Here is a 24,246-nt window from a genome sequence, read left to right as displayed (position 1 = left end):
TGACGTGTCACTGCCCTCGGGCAGACTTGGCCAGTAAATTCCGGATCAACGCCGCCACGCGCGCGTAGGGGGAAGCACAGATGAGCCAGGACGGCGCACAGGGCCGCTATGCGGGCGGTTCGGTCGCGGGCGGCCGGTACCAGCTGCGCGACCTTCTCGGCGAGGGCGGCATGGCGTCGGTCTACCTGGCCTACGACAGCGCGCTCGACCGCCAGGTCGCCATCAAGACGCTGCACACCGAGCTCGGCCGGGAGCAGTCCTTCCGCGAGCGCTTCCGCCGCGAGGCGCAGGCGGTCGCGAAGCTGTCGCACACCAACATCGTCTCGGTCTTCGACACCGGCGAGGACACCCTCGACGGCTCCGTCATGCCGTACATCGTCATGGAGTACGTGGAGGGGCAGCCGCTCGGCTCGGTCCTCGCCTCGGACATCCAGCAGTACGGCGCGATGCCGGCCGACAAGGCGCTGAAGGTCACGGCCGACGTGCTCGCCGCCCTCGAGGTCAGCCACGAGATGGGCCTGGTCCACCGCGACATCAAGCCCGGCAACGTGATGCAGACCAAGCGCGGCGTGGTCAAGGTCATGGACTTCGGCATCGCGCGGGCCATGCAGTCCGGGGTCACGTCGATGACCCAGACCGGCATGGTCGTCGGCACCCCCCAGTACCTCTCCCCCGAGCAGGCCCTCGGGCGCGCGGTGGACGCCCGCTCCGACCTCTACTCGGTCGGCATCATGCTCTTCCAGCTGCTGACGGGCCGGCTGCCCTTCGACGCCGACTCCCCGCTGGCCATCGCCTACGCGCACGTGCAGGAGGAGCCGGTCGCCCCGTCGACCGTCAACCGGGCGGTGACGCAGGCGATGGACGCGCTCGTCGCGCGCGCGCTGCGAAAGAACCCGAACGAGCGGTTCCCCAGCGCGGCCGCGATGCGCGACGAGTGCCTTCGGGTGCTCTCCGCCGGCCAGACCGGTGCGCCGATGATCGTCCCCGGCGGCCCCGTCAGCAGCGGTGCGGGCGTCGGCTCGGCGGTCTTCCCGCCCGTCGGCCAGACCCCGCCGCCGGCCCCGCAGCACGGGACGCACGGGGTGCAGCACCCCTACCAGCCGCCCACGCCGCAGCCGGGACCGTACGGTCCGGCGACCCCGGCGCCCGCCCCTTCGTACGGCTACCCGCAGCAGGCGCCGACGCCCGTCCCGGCCTACCAGACCCCGGCCCCCGCCCCGCAGGCCTCGTACCAGGCGCCCACCCCCGCGCCGTACGCCCCGGTGCACACGCCGGTGCCCACGCCGTCGGGCGGCGGTTCGCGGCGGAACACCCCGGTGATCGTGGGCGCGGTCGTCGTCGCGCTGCTCGCGATCGGCGGCCTCATCACGGTCCTCAACCTCGACAACGACAAGGACCCGCAGGCCGGCGGCACGGGCGGCACGGGCGGCACGGAGACCCAGTCGGCTGCCCCCGGCCACAAGGGCCCGGACCTGACCAAGACGATCGACCCGAAGAAGTGCAGCCAGCCGACGGAGTCGAGCGACGACCCGGAGAAGTTCGAGGTCCCCAACTTCACTTACAAGAACCTCCAGTCGGTGAAGGACTGCGTCCAGGCCGCCGGCTGGAAGATCATGACCCAGACCCCGGTGGACGAGAACACGTACGGCGAGGGCACGGTCCTCGAGCAGTACCCGCCGGCCGGCGAGGACATCGCCGACAAGGACGCCGAGTTCACCCTGAAGATCTCGACGGGCAACCCGCCGCAGTAGGACGGACCTGTCCGTTCTTCCGGACCCCGACCGTACTCCCGGGCCCTGTCAGGACTCCCGGGCTCCCTCAGGGAGTACGGACGGGGTCCGTACACGTGTGGGCGCTGTCTTCACTCCTCCTGACGCTCCCTTACGTCCACCGACCCCGTACCGGATGCCGGAAGTGTCCCGACATGTGACGCTGAGTTCACTATCTCGGCGGCTCGGTACGGGAGGGGGTCACCCAGTGACTCCAGCACTCCGCAGGACACGGGCGCGGGTCCTCGGACCCGCTCTCACCTGCGTGTTCGCCTGCGCGTGCGCCCTGTACGGGGAGCCACTCGCGTACGGAGCCGAGGCGCCCGGCAGCTCGGTGGGGGCCACCGCCCCGACCGCGCCGTCGGCCCCCACGGCGCTCCCGCCCTCACCTCCTTCGCGGCCCTCACCCCCCTCGACGCCTGTCGTTCCGTCGCCCTCTTCCGTCACGCCTTCCGCGACGGTCACGCCGTCCCCTTCCGCCCCCTCTTCCTCGACCTCCCCCTCCGCCTCCGCTTCTCCGGGGCGGACCGGGAGTGCCGGCACGCCCGCGCCTCCCGCACCCGCGCCCACCGGCACCGGGGCGACCTCCCCCGCCGCGCCGAGCGCCGAGCCCAGCGACGCTCCTTCCCCCCACGGCTCCGCGTCGCTGGCGGGCCGGCCCGCGGGTGAGGGGCGGCCGCGGCCCGGTCGCTCCGTGGCACCGACCTCCCCAGCGGGCGACGAGACCCCGTCGCCGGAGGACTCTCGTACCGAAACCGCAACAGAGCCGGAGAGCTCCGAGGGCCCCGAGGCCGTCGAAGAGGAGGCCGAGGGGGTACACGAGGAGGAGGCCGTCGCACCGGAGGCGGCACCCGCCAGCCGGCCGGGCGCCGCGCCCCGGATGGCGGCCGAATCCGCGCCGCCCCTCGTCGACCAGCGGATTCCCGTGCTCACGCTGGGGGTTGGCCTTGCCCTGATGGGGCTCGGAATCGGCTTCCTCGGGCTCCGGATGCGGCGCCGCTGAGCCCCTCGGCCCGTCGGGGTCCCCCTTGAGGCGGACGTGACTCTTCCGTCTCAGGGCGGTTGTCCGCGACTGCATACCCGGTATACATACTGAGTATGTCGATCCGCCACGGGCTTCTCGCCCTCCTCGAACGCGGCCCTCGGTACGGCTCGCAGCTCCGTACGGAGTTCGAGTCCCGCACCGGTTCCACCTGGCCGCTCAACGTGGGCCAGGTCTACACGACTCTCAGCCGACTCGAACGCGACGGCATGGTCGCCCAGGGCGGCGAGGACGCGGCCGGGCACGCGCTCTACGCGATCACCGACAGCGGCCGCGCCGAGCTCAGGACCTGGTTCGAGAAGCCCGTGGACCGCACCAGCCCCGCCCGTGACGAGCTGGCCATCAAGCTCGCCATGGCCGTGGGCGCGCCCGGCGTCGACATCCGCAACGTCATCCAGTCCCAGCGCCGGCACACCGTGAAGGCGATGCAGGACTACACCCGCCTGAAGGCCCAGGCACTCGTCGCCGTCGAGAGCGGCGGGGCGCGGGAGCGGGACGACGTCGCCTGGTTGCTCGTCCTGGAGCAGCTGATCTTCCAGACCGAGGCCGAGGCGCGCTGGCTGGACCACTGCGAGTCCCGGCTGATCCGCCTCTCGGCGACGGCCGCGGACACCGGGGCCGCCACTGGGGCCACCGCTGGTGCCGGGGCCACGGGCGGGGTCACCGCCCGGGCCGGGGCCGAGGTCACCGCCGGGGGCACTTCCGGGGCCGGGGTCACCGCCGGAGCCGGGGCCGAGGCCGGGGTCACTGCCGGGGCCGGGGTCACCGCCGGGGCCGGGGCCGCTGGCACGCCGCCCGGCGCCGTCCGGCCCGGCGCCGACTCGGCGCCCACCTAAGCCGCACCACCCGAGGCCGCACCACCCGTGGCCGGGGCGCACCGACCGCACGGTCGCGCCCCACCCGTACCACTCGCACCACAGCCGCCGTACGGCCCGCGGACCGCCCGCCGTACCGCTCCCGCATCACCTTTCCACCGCTCGCTCCCGTACCCGGCCGACCGCCGGGTGCGCCCAAGGGGGGACTCCTCATGTCCGCACAGCAGCCCGTGCTGCAACTCCAGAACCTGACCCGCGTCCACGGCGCGGGTGCCACCGAGGTGCATGCCCTGCGCGGCATCGACCTCGCCGTGTACCCGGGGGAACTCGTCGCCGTCATGGGCCCGTCCGGCTCCGGCAAGTCCACGCTCCTCACCATCGCCGGCGGCCTCGACGCCCCCACCTCGGGCAACGTGATCGTCGAGGACACCGACATCACCACGGCGAGCGTCAAGGAGCTCGCGGCCCTGCGCCGCCGCAGCATCGGCTACGTCTTCCAGGACTACAACCTCATCCCGGCCCTCACCGCCGCCGAGAACGTGGCCCTGCCGCGCGAGCTGGACGGGACCTCCTCCCGCAAGGCGCGCGTCGAGGCCCTCAAGGCGCTGGAGGAGATGGGCCTCGGCCACCTCGCCGACCGCTTCCCGGACGAGATGTCCGGCGGCCAGCAGCAGCGCGTGGCCATCGCCCGCGCACTCGTCGGCGAGCGCCGGCTCGTCCTCGCCGACGAACCGACCGGTGCCCTCGACTCCGAGACCGGCGAGTCCGTGCTCGCCCTGCTGCGCAGCCGCTGCGACGCCGGTGCCGCCGGAGTCCTCGTCACCCACGAGCCCCGGTTCGCGGCCTGGGCGGACCGGGTCGTGTTCCTGCGGGACGGCGCCATAGTCGACCAGACCGTGCGCAGCGAGGCCGATTCCCTGCTGGCGGGCCAGGTGGCTGAGGCGTGAAGACCTGGCTCCACTCCTGGCGGGCCGCCATCCGGATCGCCCGCCGCGACGCCTGGCGTTCCAAGGGCCGCAGCGCCCTCGTCCTGGCCATGATCGCCCTGCCGATCCTGGGTGTCAGCGCCCTCGATCTGACCTTCCGCAGCTCCGAGCTGTCTCCCACCGAGCGGGCGGATCGCATGATCGGCGCGGCCGACGCCCGGTTCAAGGACGCGGGCTACGGCGGGGTCCCGATCTTCCAGGACCCGGTCGGCGAGATGAACACGCCGGCCAAGGACTACGAGGACATGACCTGGCCGAGCGGCTCGACCGATGTCACCAAGACCTTCCCCGCGGGTTCCACGGTCCTCACGGACAGGTCCGGATCGGCCAAGCTGACGACGAAGCACGGTCTGCTCGTGACCGAGGTGCGTGAGCTGAAGGCAGCCGATCCGATCGCCCGGGGCATCACGACTCTTCTGGAGGGGCGCTACCCGGAGAAGAACGACGAGGTCATCGCGACCTCGCACTTCCTGGAGAGCAGCGGTCTCTCGGTCGGCTCGACCCTTTCCGCACGCAATTTCGACCGCCCGTATCGGATCGTCGGCTCCTACGAGATTCCCGATCAGCTGAACTCCGACCAGGTCAACGCGCTCCCCGGGGCCTTCCTCGCCCCCTACGCGAAGGCCATGGAGAAGGCCGGTCTGCAGAAGCCCGACACGGGCACCACGTACCTGGTGCGCAAGTCCGGTGGTTTCACGTGGAACATGGTCAAGGAGATCAACGCCAAGGGTGTGATCGTCTCCTCGCGTGCCGTGATCATCGACCCGCCGGCCGACTCCGAGATCCCGCTCTACCAGAAGGAGGGCTGGGGCAACTTCGAGTCCAGCACGGTGGGCAATGCCGCCGAACTCGCCGCCCTCGGCACCGTCGTCGGTCTGGCGATGCTGGAGATCTGTCTGCTCGCCGGACCCGCCTTCGCGGTCGGCGCCCGTCGCTCGCGCCGCCAGCTCGGTCTGGTCGGGGCCAACGGCGGTGCCCGCAGCCACATCCGGGCCATCGTGCTGAGCGGCGGTCTGGTCATCGGTGTCGCCGCGGCGGTCACCGGTACGGTCCTCGCCCTGATCCTCACGAAGGCGCTCCAGCCGTACCTCGAGGAGACCATGGGCCAGCGGTTCGGCGCCTTCGACGTCCGGCCGCTCGAAATCCTCGGCATCGCGCTGCTCGCCGTGCTGACCGGTCTGCTCGCCGCCATCGTGCCGGCGATCACCGCCTCCCGGCAGACCGTCCTCGCCTCGCTCACCGGCCGACGCGGCGTCCGCCGCAGCAGCCGGGTGCTGCCCCTGATCGGCCTCGCGGCGGTCCTGGTCGGCGGCGCCATCGCGCTCTTCGGCTCGATCGTCAGCCAGCAGTTCATCATCGTGGCCGGCGGCTCCGCCATCGCCGAGCTGGGCGTCGTCGCCATGACCCCGGCCCTGGTGGGCCTGTTCGGGCGGGCCGGGCGCTGGCTGCCGCTGTCGCCGCGGCTGGCGCTGCGGGACGCCGTGCGCAACCGGGGCCGTACGGCGCCCGCCGTCGCCGCCGTCCTCGCCGCCGTCGCCGGTACGGTCGCCGTCTCCACGTACATGGCCAGCGAGGAGGCCCAGCGCCGGGCCGAGTACACGGCTCAGCTGCCGCACGGAACCGTCGCCGCGTTCGTCAACGAGGAGGGCGGCCGGGACGTCCCCGCGGTCCGCGAGGCGATCCAGAAGTACGTCCCCGTCGACGTGCGCGCCGATGTCCAGCGCATCTCGGTCGGCAAGCCCGGCTGCCAGCCGTGGGACACCGGCAAGGGGTGCGGACGCTTCGAGGTCGTCGTCCCCCCGGCGAACGAGTGCCCCATGTACGTGGCGATCCCCGGCGGCGGAGACCCCACGGAGAAGTACACGCCCGAACAGCGGCGGAAGATGCTCGCCGAGGACTGGCGGTGCAAGGAGGGCCGTAGCGGTGGGATGTACGTCGCCGACGGCGGGCTGGTCGTCGGAGACGCCGCGCTCCTGAAGGTGCTCGGCCTCGACGACCCCGCGACCGTGAAGGCCCTCGAGGACGGCAAGGTCGTCAGCTTCAACCCCGTCAACGTCGACAAGAACGGCACGTACGGGATCAAGCAGATCACCGACCTCGCCGCCGCCGAGAAGGCCTCCGAGAAGGGCAAGCCCGCTCCCGGCAAGGTCACCTCCCTGCCCGCCTACCAGGTGCCCGGAGACAAGCAGTCCTACGGCGTCCAGGCCCTGCTCACCCCGGCCACCGCCAAGGCCGCAGGACTGGCGACGGTGCCGCTCGGCGCGTACGCCAGCACCGACCGGCTGCCCGACACCGAGGCGCGCCAGAAGCTCGACGGCGAGCTCACCAAGCTCGGCAGCAGTGTCGAACTCCATGTGGAGGAAGGATTCGTCAACGCCAGCAGCCTCATTCTGCTGTCGCTGGCGATCTTCGCGGGGCTCGTCACGGTCGGCGCCGCCGGCATCGCCACCGGGCTCGCCCAGGCCGACGCCGAGGCCGATCTGAAGACGCTCGCCGCCGTGGGCGCCCCGCCGCGGGTCCGCCGGACCCTCAGCGGCTTCCAGTGCGGCGTCGTCGCCGCGATGGGCGTACTCCTCGGCTCGGCCGCCGGAGTGCTGCCGGCGATGGGCCTCCGGCTCAGCGAGGAGCGGCAGCAGATCAGCTGGCACGAGGAAGCCGTCGCCCAGGGCTGGAGCGCGGCCTCGGACGTGCCGTACGTCCCGATCGTCATCCCCTGGGAGACCCTCGCCGGCCTGCTCGTCGCCGTACCCGTGGGTGCCGCGCTGCTCGCCGCCCTGGTGACCCGCTCGCGCGGCGCGCTGTCCCGGCGCGCGGCGACCTGACGGTCTTCGTTGTCGTCCTGTGCCCCCGCACGAGGGTGGATCACCCTCGTGCGGGGGCACACCCCGTGGTGACGCATGTGTACGAGAGAATGGCGGCATGGAGATGCCGAGGAATGACAGGTCGCAGGAGAGCCCCCAGGTCCTCATCGTGGGACAGGACGGGATGGCGCTCGGCGGCACTCAGGGCGACGACGAACCCCGCGAGGTCCCGGTGACGGAAATGGTCGAGCAGCCTGCGAAGGTCATGCGGATCGGCAGCATGATCAAGCAGCTCCTGGAGGAAGTACGCGCGGCACCTCTCGACGAGGCCAGCCGGGTCAGGCTCAAGGACATCCACGCCAGCTCCGTGAAGGAGTTGGAGGACGGGCTCGCGCCCGAGCTGGTCGAGGAACTGGAGCGTCTCTCCCTGCCGTTCACGGACGAGGCGATCCCCTCCGAGGCGGAGCTGCGCATCGCGCAGGCGCAGCTGGTGGGCTGGCTGGAGGGCCTCTTCCACGGCATCCAGACGGCGCTCTTCGCCCAGCAGATGGCGGCGCGCGCCCAGCTGGAGCAGATGCGCAGGGCGCTCCCGCCCGGTGCGTCGCACGACGATGACGACGACGACCGCGGCCCCGGCCACGCGGTCCGCTCGGGGCCGTACCTGTAGGCCGTACCTGTAGGCCACGGCGGAGGACGTACGAGGAGGGGCCCGGCACGCGGTGTGCCGGGCCCCTCACGCGTGGCCCTCACGCGTGGCCCTCACGCGTGGCCCTCACGCGTGGCCCTCGCCCGTGGGCCCTCACGCCTGGCCCCTCGCGCGTCGGGGGCGCGTCCGTCAGCCCTGAGGCGCGAGGAGTAGGACCTTGCCCACGTGGGTGCCGGATTCCAGCGCCCGGTGGCCCGCGGCGGCGTCGTTCAATGGCACCGTCCGGTCGACCACCGGCCTGACCGTGCCCGCGCCGATCAGCGGCCAGACATGCTCCCGCACGGCCGCCACGATCGCCGCCTTCTCGTCCGCCGGGCGGGCCCGCAGCGTGGTCGCCATGACCGCGGCGCGCTTCGCGAGCAGCGCCCCGAGGTTCAGCTCGCCCTTGACGCCGCCCTGCAGGCCGATGACGACGAGCCGGCCGTTCACAGCCAGCGCCTTCACGTTCCGCTCCAGGTACTTGGCGCCGACGATGTCCAGGATGACGTCCGCGCCCGCCCCGTCCGTCGCCTTGGCCAGCTCCTCGACGAAGTCCTGCTCGCGGTAGTCGATGAGGATGTCCGCACCGAGCTCGGCACAGCGCGCCAGCTTCTCGGGCCCACCGGCGGTGACCGCGACCCGCGCCCCGACCGCCTTCGCCAGCTGGATCGCCATCGTGCCGATCCCGCTCGCACCGCCGTGCACGAGCACCGTCTCACCGGGACGCAGATGCGCGATCATGAAGATGTTGGACCAGACGGTGCAGGCGACCTCGGGGAGCGCCGCGGCCGTGGTCAGGTCGACGCCCTCCGGTACCGGGAGCAGCTGCCCCGCGGGGACGACGACCTTCTCCGCGTAGCCGCCACCGGCGAGCAGCGCACAGACCTCGTCGCCGACGGCCCAGCCGGACACCCCCGGGCCGAGCGCGGCGATCCGGCCCGAGCACTCCAGGCCGGGGTACGGCGAGCTGCCCGGCGGAGGGTCGTAGAAGCCCTGGCGCTGGAGCAGATCGGCGCGGTTGACGGCGCTCGCCACCACCTCGACGAGGACCTCGCCCTCGCCGGGTACGGGGTCGGGCACCTCGGCCCAGACGAGGGCGTCGGGACCACCGGGTTCCGGAATCGTGATCGCATACATGGCGGCGAGGCTACTCCCGGCACCTGCCCGAGGACCGATGCTCCCGGCCCGGTCCTCCGGCGATGCTCCGGCGGTGCTCCGGCCCGGTCCTCCGGCGGTGCTCCGGCTCAGTCCTCCGGCGGCGTCCTGAGCGGGGTGACCGGCGCGGCGCGCACGATGGTGATCACCCGGTCGGTGAGCTGGAGCGGGCTGGCCGCGGGGTCGTCGTAACCGAGCAGCCGGTGGCCGCGCAGCACGCTCACGACCAGGTCACCGGTCTCGCGCACGCTCTTCCCGGCCTCGCTCTTGGTCACCGGGCGCTCCACCAGGTCGAGGCCGGAGCCCTGCTGGATGAGGTCCTCCATCACCGTGCCGGCGCTGGGGCTCAGCACGGAAAGGCCCAGCAGACGTCCGGCGGCGCTGGCGCTGGTGATGACCGCGTCCGCGCCGGACTGGCGCAGCAGCGGCGCGTTCTCCTCCTCGCGGACCGCGGCGACGATCTTCGCGCCCCGGTTGAGCTGCCGGGCCGTAAGCGTGACCAGGACGGCCGTGTCGTCGCGCTGGGTGGCGATGACGATCTGCCGGGCCCGCTGCACCTCGGCGCGGAGCAGTACATCGCTGCGGGTCGCGTCGCCGACCACACCGACGAATCCGTCCGCGTTGGCCGTCTCGATCACCTTGTTGGAGGGATCGACGATGACGATCTGCTCCTTGTTGAGACCGGTCGCGCAGAGCGTCTGGATCGCGGACCGCCCCTTGGTGCCGAAGCCGACGATGACGGTGTGGTCGCGCAAGGTGGACCTCCAGCGGTTCAGCCGGAACTCCTCGCGGGTCCGCTCCGTGAGGACCTCGAGGGTGGTGCCGACCAGGATGATCAGAAACAGCACGCGCAGGGGCGTGACCAGCAGGATGTTGGCGAGCCGCGCCGAGTCGCTGTACGGGACGATGTCGCCGTATCCGGTGGTGGAGAGCGTGACGGTCGCGTAGTAGGCGCAGTCGAGGAAGTCGAGCGTCTCGTTGGCGTTGTCGTGGTAGCCGGCGCGGTCGACGTAGACGATGAGGACCGTCAGGGCGAGCACGCCGAGCGCCATGAGCAGCCGCTTGCCGACCTGGCGCAGGGGACGCTCGACCTGTCGGCGCGGCAGCCTGATCTGCGGGCCGGAGATCCGCTCGTCCGCGTGGCGGGCCATCGCGTCACGACTGGGAAGTTTCACGTGAAACACGCTCCTTGGGCCGGTACGGCCCCCTCGGCCGCCGGCCAGGGAAGGTCGAGGACATCCAGTTCTTGGCCGGGGCGGGCGCCGCCGGGCGGGACGACGGCCAGGCCGTCGGCGGCGGCGATGCCGCGGAGCATGGCGGGTCCGTTGTAGCGCAGGGGCACGGCGCGTCCGCCACGGCGGACGACCGGGACGAGCCGGGTGTCGTACGGATGCCCGTGAACCTCGTCCTGGACGGGGACGCGGGGCGGGACGTTCGTCTCCGCCGCGGCCCCGGTCAGGGCCGCCAGGAGCGGCTCGGCCAGCGTGAGAAGCCCGGAGACGGCCGCGAGCGGGTTACCGGGGAGCCCGACGAGATGACGGACGTGCGCGCGCGGAGCGTTCGGCGCGTGCGGCGCGTTCGGCGCGTTCGGCGCGGGCTGGGCCCCCGGGCGCTCGGGCCGGGTGGACTCGGGCCCGGCGGGCCCGGCGGCAAGGCGGGCGAGCAGCATCGGGTGGCCCGGCCGGACCTTCACGCCGTCGACCAGGAGGGTCGCGCCGGCCTTCGCCAGCACGCCGTGGACGTGGTCCACGGGCCCGGCGGCGGTCCCGCCGGTCGTGAGGACCAGGTCGGCGGCGGAACCGGTGACGGCCGCGTACAGCTCCTCGGCCTCGTCACCGATCCGGCGGGTGGCGAGGACCTCGGCGCCGAGCGCCGTCAGCCACGGGCCGAGCATCGGGCCGAGGGCGTCACGGATGAGGCCGTCGTGGGGGAGCCCCGTCGTGAGCAGCTCGTCTCCGAGGACCAGGATCTCGACCCGGGGGCGCGGCGGTACGGGGAGCTCGTCGTAGCCGGCGGCCGCGGCGAGGCCGAGCACGGCGGGGGTCACGACGGTGCCCGCGGGCAGCAGCTCGTCGCCGGAGCGGCACTCCTGGCCCCGGGGCCGGATGTCCTGCCCCGGCACGACCTCGCGCAGGACGTGCAGCAGGGCGCCTTCGGTGCGTGAGTGCTCGGTGCGGACGACGGCGGTGGTACCGGCGGGGACGGGGGCGCCGGTGGCGATCCGTACGGCCTCGCCGTCGGCCGCCACAGCCGCGGACGTGTGCCCGGCGAGGACGGCGCCCTCCGCGCGTACGGTCCAGGGCCCCGGCCCCGCGACCGCCCAGCCGTCCATGGCGGAGGTGTCGAAGGGCGGCAGGTCGGTGAGGGCGCGCAGCGGCTCGGCCAGGACCTGGCCGAGTGCCTGCCCGAGGGGTACGCCGAGCGGCGCGCGGCCTGCCCGCGCGGAGGCACCGGCGCGGACAGCCGCGGCGCGTGCCTCGGGCCAGGCGGTGGCCCGGTGCGGTCGCCCGGCCCGTGCGTCGTCGGTACCGGGGGCCACCGGGAGGGGCTCCTTCAGGGTCATCCGGCCTCGTCCTGCTCGGCGGCCCAGCGCTGGGCCAGCGCGGTGGCCTTGCGGGCGGCCTCGGCGACCGCCTCGGGACCGCCGTCGGTGCCCGCGCGCGCCGCCGCGTATCCGACCAGGAAGGTGGTCAGGGGTGCGGCGGGGCGGGCCACTCCATGGGCGGCGTCACGGGCCAGATCGAGCAGGACGTCGGTGTCGACGTCCAGCTCGATGCCCAGTTCGTCCTTGACTGCGGTGATCCATTCATCCAGCACGGTCCCATGCTCCCTGATGCGGGCCCGGGCCGTGGCGATGTCCTCCCAGGTGTCGCAGTCGAAGGAGGCGTGGGGCCCCGCGGCGACCCGGGTGAGACGCAGGGCGCCGGTGAGCTGCCGCAGCGGGCCGCCGGCGAGGGTGCCGCGCTCCTCGGCGATCCGCGCCAGCTCCCGCCGGAGCGGGACCGCGCGGTACGCGGCGACGAGCGGCTGGTCCCGTCCCTCGGCGTCGGTGAGGAGCGCGGCCTCGGCGTCGGGGGCGTCGGCGAGTGCCCCGAGCAGTCGGTGGACGGTGTCCTCGTCGAGGAAGGGCAGATCGGCGGAGAGGACGAGCAGGACATCAAGCCCGGTGTCCCCGGTGTCCCCGGTGTCCCCGGCTCCGGCAGCGGCCCCCGCGCCGGAGCCCGCACGGATCTCCCGTACTCCCGCGTCGAGGGCGGCGAGCGGACCTCCGCCGGGCGGGTCCTCCCTGGTCCAGCGGACGGGGTGGACGGTCGGCCGGGCATCGCCGACGACCACGGTCCGGCCCGCGCCACGGCACGCGGCGAGGACCCGGTCGAGGAGCGCCCGGCCTCCGACCCGTACGCCGGGCTTGTCGGCACCGCCGAGTCGCCGGGCGGCGCCTCCGGCGAGTACGACGGCGTCATGTGGGGTGGTCACCCCAGCAGTATGGTCCGCCGCCCTCTCCCGCCGTCGAGCGCGTCTCCCTTGGTGGGACGGCGCGAGTGGCGCAACGGTCCGGGACGGGTCTGCGGACGGTCCGGGAGACAGTCGGGGGGGGACAGTCCCGGGACGGTCCGGGGACGCTCCGGCGGGACCGGGAAGGTCCCGCCGGAGCGCCGCGCGTCAGAGCGTGCGGAGCAGGACCGCGGGCTGCTCGACGCAGTCCGCCACGTACCGCAGGAAGCCGCCCGCCGTGCCGCCGTCGCAGACGCGGTGGTCGAAGGTGAGCGAGAGCTGCACCACCTGACGTACGGCCAGTTCGCCCTGGTGGACCCAGGGTTTGGGGATGATCCGGCCGACGCCGAGCATCGCGGCCTCGGGGTGGTTGATGATCGGCGTGGACCCGTCGACCCCGAACACCCCGTAGTTGTTCAGGGTGAACGTGCCCCCCGTCAGATCGGCCGGCGTGAGCGCCGATTCCCGTGCGGCCTCCGTCAGCCGGGCGAACTCCGCCGTCAGCGACTCGGCCGTCCGGGTCCCCGCGTCCTTGACCACGGGGACGACCAGACCGCGCGGGGTCTGGGCGGCGAAGCCGAGATGCACGGCCGGCAGCCGGACGATCTCCCGGGCCGCCATGTCCACCGTGGAGTTGAGCTCGGGGAACCGCGCCAGGGCGTGGACGCAGATCCGCGCGAGGAGCGCGAGCAGGGAGATCTTCGGCCCGCCCGCCGCGTTCATCGCCGCCCGCGCGGCCATCAGCTCGGTCGCGTCGGCGTCGACCCAGCAGGTCGCGTCCGGGATCTCCGTACGGCTGCGCGACAGCTTGTCCGCCACGGCGCCACGGACCCCGCGCAGCGGAATCCGCTCCCCGGCCGCCGAAGCGACCGCGGAGGAGGACGCTGAAGCGGGCGCTGCGGCCGGAGCGGGCGCGGCGACAGGCCGCTCCAGGTTCGCGAGGGCCAGCTCCACATCGGCCCGCAGGATCAGGCCCTCCGGCCCGGAACCACGTACGTCGCGCAGATCGAGCCCCCGGTCCCTGGCCAGCTTCCGCACGAGCGGCGAGATGACCGGTACCGGTCCCTCGTGGCCGGCGGCGGGCACGGCGACCGGAGCCGGAGCGGCCACCGGGGACGGGGCCACGACAGGGGCGGGCGCGGGGGTCTTCGCCACCGTGTGGCTCTCGTGCCGCACCCGGCGGCGCCGGGCGGCGGGCCCGGCGGTGCCGTAGCCGACGAGCACATTGCCCGAGTACTCGGACGACACGGCGGACTCGGCGGCGGCCTTCTCCCCCACCGTGGGAGCGGCTCCGGGAGCCGCCTCCGCGAGCTCCTCCGGCGCGCCCGTGCCACCCACCGCGACCGTCAGCAGCGGCGCACCGACGGGCAGTTCGGTGCCCTCCTCGCCGTATCGGGCGGTGACGACCCCGCCGTACGGGCAGGGCACCTCGACCATGGCCTTGGCCGTCTCGACCTCGACGACCGGCTGGTCGATGGCGACGACGTCGCCGACGCTGACCAGCCAGCGGACGATCTCCGCCTCGGTGAGTCCCTCACCGAGGTCGGGCAGCTTGAACTCGAGCACCTGCGCCATCAGCTTCCCGCCTCCCACTGCAGCCGCGCCACCGCGTCCAGGACCCGGTCCACGCCCGGCAGATGGTGCCGTTCCAGCATCGGCGGCGGGTACGGGATGTCGAAGCCCGCGACCCGCAGCACCGGAGCCTCCAGGTGGTGGAAGCAGCGCTCGGTCACCCGCGCGGCGATCTCCGCGCCGGGGCCGCCGAAGCCCGTGGACTCGTGGACGACGACCGCGCGGCCGGTGCGCCGCACCGAGGCGCAGACGGTCTCGTCGTCGAAGGGGACGAGCGAGCGCAGGTCGACGACCTCCAGGTCCCAGCCCTCGGCCTGCGCGGCCTCCGCCGCCTCCAGACAGACGGGCACGGAGGGCCCGTAGGTGATCAGGGTGGCGCCGGTGCCCTGCCGTCGTACGACGGCCTTGCCGATCGGCTCCACGGGCGCGGGCGCCTCGGGGGACCAGTCGGACTTCGACCAGTAGAGCCGCTTGGGCTCCAGGAAGACCACCGGGTCGTCGGAGGCGATGGCCGCGCGCAGCAGCCCGTAGGCGTCCTCGACGGTGGCCGGGGTGACGACATGGAGTCCCGGGGTGGCCATGTAGTAGGCCTCGGAGGAGTCGCTGTGGTGCTCGACGCCGCCGATCCCGCCGCCGTACGGGACACGGATGACGATCGGCATCGGCATCGCGCCGCGCGTCCGGTTCCGCATCTTCGCCACGTGGGAGATCAGCTGCTCGAACGCCGGGTAGGCGAACGCGTCGAACTGCATCTCGACGACCGGCCGCAGGCCGTACATGGCCATGCCGACGGCCGCGCCGAGGATGCCGGCCTCGGCCAGCGGGGTGTCCGTGCAGCGGTCCTCGCCGAACTCCTTGGCGAGCCCGTCGGTGACCCGGAAGACCCCGCCGAGGGTGCCGACGTCCTCGCCCATCACATGGACGGTCGGGTCCTCGGCCATCGCGTCGCGCATGGCGCGCTGGAGCGCCTGCGCCATGGTGGCGGGCTTGGCCTTCCCGGCGTTCGCGCCGGCCTTGGCCGCCGCGGTGCCGGTCGTCGCGGTCGTCATCACGCCTCACCCTCGGCTTCGAGCTCGGCGCGCAGCTGCGCCGCCTGTTCCCGCAGCTGCGTGGTCTGCTCCGCGTACACGTGCGAGAAGAGGTCCATCGGGTTCAGCACCGGGTCGGCGTTCATCCGCTCGCGCAGCTCCGCGGCCATCGTCTCGGCGGCCTCGGCCGCCGCGCGCCTGCCGTCCTCGTCGAGCAGGCCACGCTCCGTCAGTTCCCGTTCGAGGATCAGGATCGGGTCGTGCGCCCGCCAGGTCTCGACCTCGCCGGCCGCGCGGTAGCGGGTGGCGTCGTCGGCGTTGGTGTGGGCGTCGATCCGGTAGGTGATGGCCTCGACGAGCGTGGGTCCGCCGCCGCGCCGCGCGCGGGCCACGGCCTCGGTGAGCACCTGGTGGACGGCGATCGCGTCGTTGCCGTCGACCAGCCGGCCGGGCATCCCGTATCCGACGGCCTTGTGGGCCAGGGAGGGGGCGGCGGTCTGCTTGGCGAGCGGTACGGAGATCGCGAAGCCGTTGTTCTGCACGAGGAAGACCACGGGGGCCTGCCAGACGGCCGCGAAGTTCAGCGCCTCGTGGAAGTCACCCTCGCTGGTGCCGCCGTCGCCGACCATGGCGAGGGCGACGACGTCGTCGCCCTTGAGCCGGGCGGCGTGGGCGAGGCCCACCGCATGCGGGAGCTGGGTGGCCAGCGGGGTGGAGAGCGGCGCGATGCGGTGCTCGTGCGGGTCGTACCCGGTGTGCCAGTCGCCGCGCAGCAGGGTCAGGGCCTGCACGGGGTCGAGGCCTCGGGCGACCGCGGCCAGGGTGTCGCGGTACGAGGGGAAGAGCCAGTCCCGCTCCTCCAGGGCGAGGGCGGCGGCGATCTCGCACGCCTCCTGGCCGTGGGTGGACGGGTACACGGCGAGCCGGCCCTGCTTGGTGAGGGCGGTGGCCTGCGTGTTGTACCGGCGGCCGCGGATCAGCTCCGCGTAGAGCCGGAGCAGCAGCGCGGGGTCGGCATCGGCCACGGCGTCCGTGCCGAGCACGCGCAGCGGCTCGGTGTCGGGCAGCAGCGGGGCGGGGTCGGTACGCGGCTGCCACGCCGGCGGCGGGGTCGGCCGGTAGGCGGGAACGGCACCGGGCGGCTCTTGGACTGTCGAACTGCGCTGTTGCAACGAGTCCACCTCCTCGTGGGAGCGGGCATAAGACCCGAAGGCGGGTGGCGCGAGTGTGGCGCGCCTCACCTACCGATTGTTCGGTCGTGGAGGCATTTTGGCTACAGGCACCTGCAGCCTGTGGACAAACGGTTCTCCACAGCCTGGGATGAGTACAGGTCGTCCACGGGAGAGAGGCGGGGGGACATGGCGGATGAACAAATGGCCGTCGACCGGAGCGGGGCTCCGGACGACGACACGGGCGGCGACCCGGGCGGAGCGCTCCGCGGCACCGGGAGCGAGGGGCCCGGCGAGGCCCTGAGCGCCCCGATCGGCACGCCGACGGGCGCCCTTCCGGCGCGCCCGCTGGACGCGATCGACCGGGACATCCTGCGGCTGCTGCAAACGGACGGTCGCGCCTCGGTACGCTCCGTCGCCGAGCGGGTGCACGTCTCCCGGGCCAACGCCTACGCGCGCATCAACCGGCTCATCGACGACGGGGTGATCCGCGGCTTCAGCGCCCGGGTCAACCACGAGCGGGCGGGGCACGGCGCCTCCGCCTACATCACGCTCAAGATCGTCCAGAACTCCTGGCGCACGGTCCGCGAGCAGCTCGGCGCACTGCCGGGCGCCACGCACATCGCGCTGGTCAGCGGCGATTTCGACGTCCTGCTGCTGGTGCACACACCGGACAACCGGACGCTGCGCGAGCTGGTGCTCACCCGGATCCAGGCGATCCCGGAAGTACTGTCCACGCGCACGCTGCTGGTCTTCGAGGAGACGGACCTCAACACGGACCCGCACGCCTGAGGGCCGCCCCGGGCCGCACCCGGGGCGGCCCTCAGCAGGCCTCGACACGTGCTCAGTGGGCCCTCAGCGGGCCTCGACATGTGCTCAGCGGGCCCTCAGCGGGCCGTCCTGAGCCCGTCGAACGCCAGATGCGCGACGGTCTCGGCGAGCTGCTCGCGCTCCGCCGTCGCGTCCGGATGCGGCCGGTACCACTCCACCAGCGAGTTGATCATGCCGAAGAGCAGCCGGGTCGCGAGCCGGATGTCCACATCGGCCCGCAGATCGCCCTCCTCGGCGGCCGCCTTGAGCAGGTCGGCGACCTTGTGGTCGAACTCGCGCCGCCGCTCCATGGCCCACCGCTCGGTGCCCGTGTTGCCGCGCACCCGCAGCAGCAGCGTCACGTACGGCAGCTCCGCGATCAGCACCTCGACCGTGCGGCGCGTGACGTACTCGACCCGCTCGACGGCCCGGCCGCGCCCGGCCTCCGGCTCGTCGAGGATCGCGAACAGCCCGTCGAGCGCCCGGCTGACCGCCCGCCGCAGCAGCTCCTCCTTGCCGGAGACGTGGTGGTAGATCGACGACTTGGAGATCCCTGCCGCCTTGGAGAGGTGCTCCATGGAGGTGCCGTCGTAACCGCGCTCGTTGAAGACCCGTACGGCCACGGAGAGCAGCGTCTCGGGGGTGTACGTGTCGCGCTTGGCGGTGGTCATCGGGAATCCTCCGCATACTCGGCGTAGCCGCGGCGTACGAGGGCGACGCTCGGCGCGTACCGCCCCGTCGGGTACCGCTCATGCAGCTCCCCCAGCAGTGCCGACGTGCGCCTGTACCCCACCTTCGCGCCCCACTCCAGCGGGCCCGCCGGGTAGTTGACCCCGAGCCGCATCGCCGTGTCCACGTCCTCGGCGGTGGCGACTCCCCGGTCGACCGCGTCGGCCGCGAGGTCGGCCAGCATGGCGACCGTACGAGCGACGATCATGCCGGGCACGTCGCCGATCACGGAGACCTGCTTGCCGAGGGCCTGGAAGAGCCCCACGGCCTCGGCGAGCGTCTCGTCCGAGGTGCCCTCCCGGGTGGAGAGCACGATCCGGCTCGCGCGCGCGTAGTCGAGCGCGAGGTCGAAGTAGACGATCTCCTCCCGGTGGTACTCGAAGGAGCTCTCCCCGTCCGCGAGGTTGAGCTCACCGCCTCCCGGCAGCGTGATGTATCCGCCGTCCCCCTTCTTGCGGCGGACCGTGATCCCGGCCTCCTCGAAAAGCCCCACCAGCGGCTCCGCCGGACCGAGGTCACCCCGGACGACGATCCGCGCGGGCGCCTCCGCCGGCGCCGCCGTGTGCGGCTCGGGACGCTCGGCGCCCTCCGCGTACGAGAACCAGCCCTGGCCCGTCTTGCGGCCGAGGCGCCCCGACTCCACGAGCCGCCGCTGCGCGAGCGAGGGCGTGAACTTCGGGTCCTGGTGGAAGGACTCCCAGACGGAGCGGGTGACGGCCTCGTTCACGTCCTGGCCGATGAGGTCGGTCAGCTCGAACGGGCCCATCTTGAAGCCGCCGCACTCGCGCAGGGCGGCGTCGATGGTGGCCGGGTCGGCCGCGCCCTCCTCGAAGATCCGCAGCGCCTCCGCGTAGAAGGGGCGGGCGACCCGGTTCACGATGAAACCGGGGGTGTCCGCGCAGCGCACCGGGGTCTTGCCCCAGCCCTTCACCGTCTCGTACGCGCGCGTGGCGACGTCCGGCTCGGTGGCGAAGCCGCTGACGACCTCGACGAGGGGGAGCAGCGGCGCCGGGTTGAAGAAGTGCAGTCCGACGAACCGGCCGGGCAGCCGCAGGCCTCCCGCGATGGCGGTGACGGAGAGCGAGGAGGTGTTGGTGGCGAGGACGGTGTCGTCGCCGACGACCTTCTCCAGGTCGGCGAAGAGCTGCTGCTTGACGGGGAGCAGCTCGACGATCGCCTCGACGACGAGCGCCGCGTCCGCGAGCTCCGCGAGGTCCTGGGCGGCGTACAGGCGTCCGACCGCCGCCTCGCGCGCGGTGGCGTCGAGACGCCCCTTCTCGACGAGCCGGTCGAGGCGGGCGGTGAGGGCGGCCACGGCCTCCTCGGCGCGGCCGGGGGCGCTGTCGTAGAGCCGCACGGGGTGGCCGGCGACCAGCGCGACCTGGGCGATGCCCTGGCCCATGGTGCCGGTGCCGACGACGGCGACGGTACGGTCCCGCCCGACAGGCCCCGGGGCCCCTCCGGCTACGGCTTCGGTCGCTTCCACGGCGGCGGCAGGCTCACTGGCGGTCACGTCGTCGCTCCCCCTGACGGTCACGTTGGCGCTCATAGGAGTGATCCTCCCCGATGGGTTTTCCACAGGATCGACAGGCCCCCTTGTCCCGACCGATCGTTCGGTTACTCTAACTCCGTACGTGTCTCCCTGCCCAGCTCGACGAGGAGTTGGTCCACCCATGGCCACCGCTCTGCCGACCACCGACCGACTGGCCGAGAAGCACCGGTCCACGCTCGACCAGGCGCTCGACACCATCCGGACCCGCGCCTACTGGTCGCCGTATCCCGAGCACCCGAAGGCGTACGGGGAGGACGGCTCGCTCGACGCCGCGGCCGGTCTCGCCGCCCACCAGGCCCTGCTGAACACCCGCTTCGAGCTCGACCAGCCCGGCACGGACGGCTGGACCGGCGGCGAGACCTCGCCGTACGGCCCCGAGCTCGGCATCGAGTACCCGCACGCCGACATCGACGTCCTGCTCCCCGCGATGCGCGCGGGCATGGGGGCCTGGCGCGACGCCGGGGCCGAGACCCGCGCCCTGGTCTGCCTGGAGATCCTCGCCCGGATCTCCGCCCGCACCCACGAGTTCGCCCACGCCGTCATGCACACCAGCGGCCAGGCGTTCATGATGGCGTTCCAGGCCGGCGGCCCGCACGCCCAGGACCGCGGCCTCGAAGCCGTGGCGTACGCGTACGCGGAGCAGACCCGCACCCCCGCCGGGCGGGCCGACTGGTCCAAGCCGCAGGGCAAGCGCGACCCCCTGGAGCTGAGCAAGGAGTTCACCCCGGTCGGCCGCGGCATCGCCCTGGTCATCGGCTGCAACACCTTCCCCACGTGGAACGGCTACCCGGGCCTGTTCGCCTCCCTCGCCACGGGCAACCCGGTCCTGGTCAAGCCGCACCCGCGCGCGGTGCTCCCGCTCGCGCTGACCGTGCAGGTCGCCCGCGAAGTCCTCGCCGAGTCCGGCTTCGACCCGAACCTGGTCGCGCTCGCCGTCGAGCGGCCGGGCGAGGGCATCGCCAAGACCCTGGCCGTGCGCCCCGAGATCCGGATCATCGACTACACCGGCTCGACCGCCTTCGGCGACTGGCTGGAGGCCAACGCCCGGCAGGCGCAGGTCTACACCGAGAAGGCCGGCGTCAACACGGTGGTGGTCGACTCCACCGACAACTACAAGGGCATGCTCGCCAACCTGGCCTTCTCGCTGTCCCTGTACAGCGGCCAGATGTGCACCACCCCGCAGAACCTGCTGATCCCCCGCGACGGCATCACCACCGACCAGGGCGCCAAGTCGTACGACGAGGTCGTCGCCGACCTCGCCGCGGCGGTCGGAGGTCTGCTCGGCGACGACGCCCGGGCGAACGGCCTGCTGGGCGCCCTGGTCAACCCGGACGTGAAGGCGCGTCTGGAGGCCGCCGCCGGTCTCGGCGAGGTGGCGCTCGCCTCCCGCGAGGTCGTCAACCCGGAGTACCCGGACGCGGTGGTCCGTACGCCGGTCGTCGTGAAGCTGGACGGCTCCAAGCCGGACGCCCAGGCCGCGTACTTCTCGGAGTGCTTCGGCCCGGTCTCCTTCGCCGTCTCGGTGGACTCCACCGCCGACGCCCTGGAGCTGCTGCGGCGCACGGTCCGTGAGAAGGGCGCGATGACGGTCGGGGCCTACACGACCTCGGCGGACGTCGAGCGCGCGGTGGAGGAGGTCTGCCTGGAGGAGTCGGCGCAGCTGTCGCTGAACCTCACGGGCGGGGTCTTTGTGAACCAGACCGCCGCGTTCTCCGACTTCCACGGCTCCGGCGGCAACCCGGCGGCGAACGCCGCGCTGTGCGACGGCGCTTTCGTCTCCAACCGCTTCCGGGTGGTGGAGGTCCGCCGCCAGGCCTGAGGCACGCCCGCGTGGAGGCTCCCAGGGGCCTCCACGCGGCTCCCCGGGAGCTTTCCCCGCCCAGGGGGCGCCAGGGGGCCTAGGGGGTCTAGGGGGTCTCGATCTCCGCGTAGCGCTGGACCCACGCGTGCATGGCGATGGCGGCGGCCGCTCCCGCGTTGATCGAGCGGGTCGAGCCGAACTGGGCGATCGAGCAGACCATCTCCACATGGGCGCGGGCCTCCTCGGTGAGCCCCGGGCCCTCCTGCCCGAAGAGCAGCACGCAGCGGCGGGGCAGCACGGTCCGCTCCAGCGGTACGGCACCCGGCAGGTTGTCGATGCCGATGACCGGGATGCCCTCGGCCGCCGCCCACGAGGTCAGCGACTCGGTGTCCGGGTGGTGCCGGACGTGCTGGTAGCGGTCGGTGACCATGGCGCCGCGCCGGTTCCAGCGCCGCCGGCCCACGATGTGGACCTCCTTCGCCAGGAACGCGTTGGCCGTCCGTACCACCGAACCGATGTTGAAGTCGTGGCCCCAGTTCTCCACGGCCACGTGGAAGTCGTGCCGCCGGGTGTCCAGGTCGGCGACGACCGCCTCCCGCGTCCAGTACCGGTAGCGGTCCACGACATTGCGCCGGTCACCGCCGGCGAGCAGCTCGGGGTCGTACCGCTCGCCCTCGGGCCATGGCTCGGGGTGCGGCCCGACGCCGATCTCGGGGCCGAAAGCCTCGTCGTACTGGACCGGCTCCGACGCCTCGGGCGCTGCCGTCTCTTCGGTGGTGCTCACCCGACGAGGGTACGGGGACCGTGCTCCTCACCCGTACGGCGCTGCTCGGGCAGCGCCCCGGCGGGCGTCCGCCGCCACAGCCGGTCCCTGCCCCGTACGACCCGGGCGCCGAGCGCCACCAGGAACGGCGTCGGCAGGAACACGGCGTCGGCGGAGATCATCGCGAGCGAGAAGACCGGCAGCCCGAGGAGCACCGCGATTCCGGCGTGCTCCAGCATCATCGCGACGAGCAGCACGTTCTTGACCTTGCGGTGGAAGAGGGTGAACGGGAAGGCGACCTGCACGATCACCGTGCCGTAGGTCAGCAGCATCACCATGACCCCGCTGGTCCCGAGCAGCTCGGAGAGGGCGGGCCAGGGCGTGAAGTAGTCGAGGTTGAGCGGGTAGAACAGCGCGGTGCCGTCCTGCCAGCGCGAGCCCTGGATCTTGTACCAGCCGGCCGTGGCGTAGATCAGACAGACCTCCGCCATGATCACGACGAGGGCGGCGTTGTGCGCGAGGTTCGCGAGGGCGTCGAGCAGGGTGCGCGGCTCCCCGGGCGCGAACCGGCGGACCAGCCACCACAGGCCGTTCCCCAGCCACAGGACCCACAGCAGCACCGGCAGCCACCACTCGCCGGTGACCTCGCTGAACCAGGTGGTGGCGAGGAGGAAGCCGCCGAGCACCGTCCACAGGACGGGTCCGACACGATCGTGGCGCGGGGGCTCGCCGGCGTCCGCGGCCCGCGCCTCGCGGGCGGCCCGCCGGGCGTCGAGGGACCACACCTGGGAGCAGCGGGTCAGCACGAGGTAGATCGCCGCGAGGTGGAGGACGTTGTCGCCGCCGTCGCCCACGAAGACGGACCGGTTCTGCAGCGAGAGCACGCCGACCATGAAGACCACCGACACGGCACGGGTGCGCCAGCCGAGCAGGAGCAGCACGGCCGAGAGCACGGCGAGCCCGTAGACGACCTCGAACCAGAGCCGGCCGTCCGACCACATGAGCACGGTGAAGGACCGGTTGTCGGCGACCAGCCGGCGTGCCATCTCCCACGACCAGGGGCCGTCGGGGCCGTACAGCTCGTGCCGGAACGGCAGCTCGCGCAGCAGGAAGACCAGCCAGGTCAGCGAGAAGCCGATCCGCACGATCGCGGTCTGGTACGGGCCGAGGGAGCGGCCCGTGACGTTCTGGACGGCGCGGGCGAGCCGACGGTCGAAGGGCTCGCGGGCACGGCCACGCGCGGGCGTGGGAGCGGAAGGGGGAGCGGGGACGGAAGCGGGGGCGGGGCTGGGGCCGGAGCTCGGGGTGGGGGTGCTCATCGGCCCGCCTCCGTGCGGCTTCGGTCGGCTCCGGCGGGCCGGTCGGCGTCGGTGACCGGCCACCACGGGAAGTCGCGGTACGAGGGGGCCGTGTCGGTCTTCTCGGAGCTCCACCGGGGGGCGGGGACAGCCCGGGTGACGGTACGCAGCTGGACACGCTCCACGTCACCGGCCCGGTCGGCGAGGCGGAGCATCGCGATCCGGCGCATGTACTCCTCCGAGAGGCGGCCGCGCATCCCGTGGGGGGTGTCGTCGTCCGAGTGCGAGTTGAGGTAGAAGTCCACGGCCCGGCGGAGTTCGTTCTGCTGGGCGTGGCTGGGCATCGGGTTGTGCCGGATCGCCTCGGCGTCCTGGGCGGTGAGGTCGATCCAGCCGGTGGTGCGGCGGCTGCCGTCGGCGGTGACGAGTTCGGCCCGTACCTCGACGGAGACGTTCTGCTGGAGCGGATTGGGCGCGAAGAGCTTCCAGTTCTGTTCGAACTCCGGATAGACCCAGTCGTCGACGGCCTGGCCGTGCCGCTTGGTCAGCGTGTTGGACGGCGCGACGTGCAGGAACACCATCGCCAGATGGACGCACGCGAAGACCCCGACGACGGCGAGCGCCACGGCGAGGACGACCTGGTAGGGCATCGACAGGGCCATGATCCCGGCGCCCGCCCGCTCCACCGGGGGTGTCGGACGGCCTTCGTCCACGTCAGCGGCGCCCTTTTCGACGTACGCGTCCATCCCGCCCCGATCCCGATCGGCCCACCTCGG

Annotated in this window: 20 protein-coding genes and 1 pseudogene; 9 read left to right on the top strand and 12 right to left on the bottom strand. The window is 73.0% G+C overall.

Annotated features, from left to right (window positions below):
• The first annotated feature begins 80 nt into the window (after positions 1-80).
• The 7 genes and pseudogenes from N5875_RS19905 to N5875_RS19875 all read left to right on the top strand — a co-directional run bounded on the left by N5875_RS19905 (position 81) and on the right by N5875_RS19875 (position 8,080).
• A complete protein-coding gene (locus tag N5875_RS19905) occupies positions 81-1,751 on the top strand; it encodes a protein kinase (protein WP_318208201.1) in 1,671 nt (556 codons plus the stop codon).
• Between the two features lie 297 nt (positions 1,752-2,048).
• On the top strand, positions 2,049-2,438 hold the full coding sequence (locus N5875_RS19900; RefSeq protein WP_318208202.1) for a hypothetical protein: 390 nt from the start codon (positions 2,049-2,051) through the stop codon (positions 2,436-2,438).
• Positions 2,439-2,463: 25 nt separating this feature from the next.
• Entirely contained in the window at positions 2,464-2,772 is a 309-nt protein-coding gene (locus N5875_RS19895; RefSeq protein ID WP_318208203.1) for a hypothetical protein, read from the top strand.
• Between the two features lie 95 nt (positions 2,773-2,867).
• Positions 2,868-3,413 (top strand): annotated as a pseudogene (locus N5875_RS19890) (PadR family transcriptional regulator); the annotation flags it as partial.
• Between the two features lie 425 nt (positions 3,414-3,838).
• A complete protein-coding gene (locus N5875_RS19885; protein ID WP_318208205.1) occupies positions 3,839-4,573 on the top strand; it encodes an ABC transporter ATP-binding protein in 735 nt (244 codons plus the stop codon).
• On the top strand, positions 4,570-7,434 hold the full coding sequence (locus tag N5875_RS19880; protein ID WP_338495186.1) for an ABC transporter permease: 2,865 nt from the start codon (positions 4,570-4,572) through the stop codon (positions 7,432-7,434). Before N5875_RS19885 ends, N5875_RS19880 begins: the two co-directional genes overlap by 4 nt.
• 97 nt (positions 7,435-7,531) lie before the next feature.
• Complete coding sequence (locus N5875_RS19875; RefSeq protein ID WP_015034799.1) at positions 7,532-8,080, top strand: bacterial proteasome activator family protein; 549 nt, start codon at positions 7,532-7,534, stop codon at positions 8,078-8,080.
• 168 nt (positions 8,081-8,248) lie between these two features.
• Here N5875_RS19875 and N5875_RS19870 read toward each other — a convergent pair whose 3' ends face one another.
• From N5875_RS19870 to pdhA, 7 genes are all read right to left on the bottom strand, one after another.
• On the bottom strand, positions 8,249-9,235 hold the full coding sequence (locus tag N5875_RS19870) for an NAD(P)H-quinone oxidoreductase (RefSeq protein WP_318208207.1): 987 nt from the start codon (positions 9,233-9,235) through the stop codon (positions 8,249-8,251).
• Positions 9,236-9,342: 107 nt separating this feature from the next.
• Complete coding sequence (locus N5875_RS19865) at positions 9,343-10,428, bottom strand: potassium channel family protein (protein ID WP_318208208.1); 1,086 nt, start codon at positions 10,426-10,428, stop codon at positions 9,343-9,345.
• Positions 10,425-11,816 (bottom strand): molybdopterin molybdotransferase MoeA, encoded by a 1,392-nt coding sequence (locus tag N5875_RS19860; protein WP_338495182.1) that lies wholly within the window; start codon positions 11,814-11,816, stop codon positions 10,425-10,427. Before N5875_RS19860 ends, N5875_RS19865 begins: the two co-directional genes overlap by 4 nt.
• On the bottom strand, positions 11,813-12,730 hold the full coding sequence (locus N5875_RS19855; RefSeq protein ID WP_338495181.1) for a DUF6457 domain-containing protein: 918 nt from the start codon (positions 12,728-12,730) through the stop codon (positions 11,813-11,815). Before N5875_RS19855 ends, N5875_RS19860 begins: the two co-directional genes overlap by 4 nt.
• A 186-nt stretch (positions 12,731-12,916) precedes the next feature.
• The gene (locus N5875_RS19850) at positions 12,917-14,323 is read right to left on the bottom strand and encodes a dihydrolipoamide acetyltransferase family protein (RefSeq protein WP_338495180.1); all 1,407 of its coding nucleotides are present in this window, start codon (positions 14,321-14,323) and stop codon (positions 12,917-12,919) included.
• A complete protein-coding gene (locus N5875_RS19845) occupies positions 14,323-15,369 on the bottom strand; it encodes an alpha-ketoacid dehydrogenase subunit beta (RefSeq protein WP_338495179.1) in 1,047 nt (348 codons plus the stop codon). Before N5875_RS19845 ends, N5875_RS19850 begins: the two co-directional genes overlap by 1 nt.
• Positions 15,369-16,529, bottom strand: a complete 1,161-nt coding sequence (gene pdhA, locus N5875_RS19840) for a pyruvate dehydrogenase (acetyl-transferring) E1 component subunit alpha (RefSeq protein WP_030321319.1) — start codon at positions 16,527-16,529, stop codon at positions 15,369-15,371. The genes N5875_RS19845 and pdhA overlap by 1 nt, the downstream gene beginning before the upstream one ends.
• Positions 16,530-16,706: 177 nt before the next feature.
• Here pdhA and N5875_RS19835 point away from each other — a divergent pair, with 177 nt between their 5' ends.
• Positions 16,707-17,309 (top strand): Lrp/AsnC family transcriptional regulator, encoded by a 603-nt coding sequence (locus tag N5875_RS19835; RefSeq protein WP_338495177.1) that lies wholly within the window; start codon positions 16,707-16,709, stop codon positions 17,307-17,309.
• A 95-nt stretch (positions 17,310-17,404) separates the two neighbouring features.
• Here the strand turns inward: N5875_RS19835 and N5875_RS19830 are convergent, their stop codons facing one another.
• The gene (locus tag N5875_RS19830; RefSeq protein ID WP_318208214.1) at positions 17,405-17,998 is read right to left on the bottom strand and encodes a TetR/AcrR family transcriptional regulator; all 594 of its coding nucleotides are present in this window, start codon (positions 17,996-17,998) and stop codon (positions 17,405-17,407) included.
• Positions 17,995-19,605 carry a 3-hydroxyacyl-CoA dehydrogenase gene (locus N5875_RS19825; protein ID WP_318208215.1) on the bottom strand — a complete coding sequence of 537 codons (1,611 nt, stop codon included), beginning with the start codon at positions 19,603-19,605 and terminating at the stop codon, positions 17,995-17,997. Before N5875_RS19825 ends, N5875_RS19830 begins: the two co-directional genes overlap by 4 nt.
• A gap of 124 nt (positions 19,606-19,729) precedes the next feature.
• Between N5875_RS19825 and paaN the strand changes: the two genes are divergently transcribed.
• Complete coding sequence (gene paaN, locus N5875_RS19820; RefSeq protein WP_338495175.1) at positions 19,730-21,427, top strand: phenylacetic acid degradation protein PaaN; 1,698 nt, start codon at positions 19,730-19,732, stop codon at positions 21,425-21,427.
• Between the two features lie 88 nt (positions 21,428-21,515).
• Here the strand turns inward: paaN and N5875_RS19815 are convergent, their stop codons facing one another.
• Genes N5875_RS19815 through N5875_RS19805 form a run of 3 tightly spaced genes read right to left on the bottom strand, consistent with a single transcriptional unit; the run spans position 21,516 to position 24,216 of the window.
• Positions 21,516-22,193 carry a TrmH family RNA methyltransferase gene (locus N5875_RS19815; protein ID WP_318208217.1) on the bottom strand — a complete coding sequence of 226 codons (678 nt, stop codon included), beginning with the start codon at positions 22,191-22,193 and terminating at the stop codon, positions 21,516-21,518.
• Positions 22,190-23,491: an HTTM domain-containing protein gene (locus N5875_RS19810; protein WP_338495173.1), complete on the bottom strand. Its 1,302-nt coding sequence runs from the start codon at positions 23,489-23,491 to the stop codon at positions 22,190-22,192. The genes N5875_RS19815 and N5875_RS19810 overlap by 4 nt, the downstream gene beginning before the upstream one ends.
• Positions 23,488-24,216, bottom strand: a complete 729-nt coding sequence (locus N5875_RS19805; protein WP_318208219.1) for a DUF5819 family protein — start codon at positions 24,214-24,216, stop codon at positions 23,488-23,490. The genes N5875_RS19810 and N5875_RS19805 overlap by 4 nt, the downstream gene beginning before the upstream one ends.
• Between the last annotated feature and the right edge of the window lie 30 nt (positions 24,217-24,246).

The sequence above is a fragment of the Streptomyces sp. SJL17-4 genome (assembly GCF_036826855.1).
Taxonomy (GTDB): domain Bacteria; phylum Actinomycetota; class Actinomycetes; order Streptomycetales; family Streptomycetaceae; genus Streptomyces.
The sequence above is the reverse complement of the archived record's forward strand: the minus strand, read 5'-3'. Positions and strand labels throughout refer to the sequence as shown.